The organism is Oleiphilus sp. HI0128 (assembly GCF_001635365.1).
The window spans coordinates 1-1,117 of the sequence record NZ_LWGG01000702.1 but is presented as its reverse complement, the minus strand read 5'-3'; the positions used below and the strand labels follow the sequence as shown (position 1 = coordinate 1,117).

Sequence of the window (1,117 nt, the reverse complement as noted above, 5' to 3'; positions counted from 1 at the left end):
CAGCCAGCTTGGCCATGAAGTCCATGGGTTCGAAGATCACATGGGTTGTGCCATTGCGATACGGGGTTTTGAGTTCATACCGAACGTGTCCATTGGAGGTCAATGCCAGGCGCTTTTCTGAAACAGCGGGTCGGCTAACGTAGCGGCAGAGCCGTTCGAGTTTATCCCTCTGATGTCCTTCGGCCATCACACCGGCATGGAGTGAAAACCCTGCCACTTTAGCCGCTTGGCCATAGCCTGGCTTCTCACTTTCGCAATGAGGGAAGGTTTGCAGGGTGAAGACCTTACTCCCTTGCTGGGGGCCGGTGGCGATGCGGTAAGTCACCGAGGAACCGTGCATTTGCGTGAGTACATCTCCTCCTTCCTCGTCCAGCGTCAACCAGGTATTCTCGGCATCTCGCTCCAACAGACCGCGTTTTTCCAGGCAGCGAGCGACCCGGTGGCTGAGGGTGTTAACGAGCGCATTGAGTTCATGTTGAGTGGGTGCCTTGACCCGATGGAACCGCCGTNGGCCATAGGTATCTTCGGCGTATACGCCATCGAGAAATAGCATGTGGTAATGGACATTAAGGTTGAGCGCAGAACCAAAGCGTTGGATCAACGTCACTGCACCGGTTTGTGCGGTAGCCTTGGTAAAACCAGCCTGCCTAATTAAATGCGTAGAGACGGTGCGGTAGACAATGCCTAACACTTTACCCATCAGCTCTGGATGGCGAGCCAGCAGGAATCGTAACTGGAAGGGAAAGCTCAGCACCCACTGGCGTATGGGAACTTTGGGAAACACCTCATCCACCAAGAGCGCGGCACTCTCCGCCATCCGGCGGGCACCACAGCTGGGGCAGAACCCTCTGCGCTTGCAGCTAAATGCGACCAATCGTTCATGATGGCAATCCTCGCAGCGGACACGCAAAAAGCCATATTCCAGCCGACCACATTGGAGAAAATCTTCGAACTCTCTCTGAACGTAACGAGGCAAGCTTTGTCCCTGACCCTCCAACGAGGACTTAAAGACAGGATAATGTTCCTGAACCAATTGATAGAGGAGCGTCTTTTCGGGCTGATGGCGTTCATAGTATGGTGCTTGACTCGCCCAGACATTCCTTGCCGGTGACATGAG

At 54.4% G+C, this 1,117-nt stretch carries 1 protein-coding gene; it reads right to left on the bottom strand.

All coding sequences use genetic code 11. The annotated features are described in order from the left end of the window. The coding region (locus A3763_RS08680; RefSeq protein ID WP_068759984.1) for a transposase at positions 1–1,114 on the bottom strand (1,114 nt) is incomplete at its 3' end. Positions 1,115–1,117 lie beyond the last annotated feature (3 nt).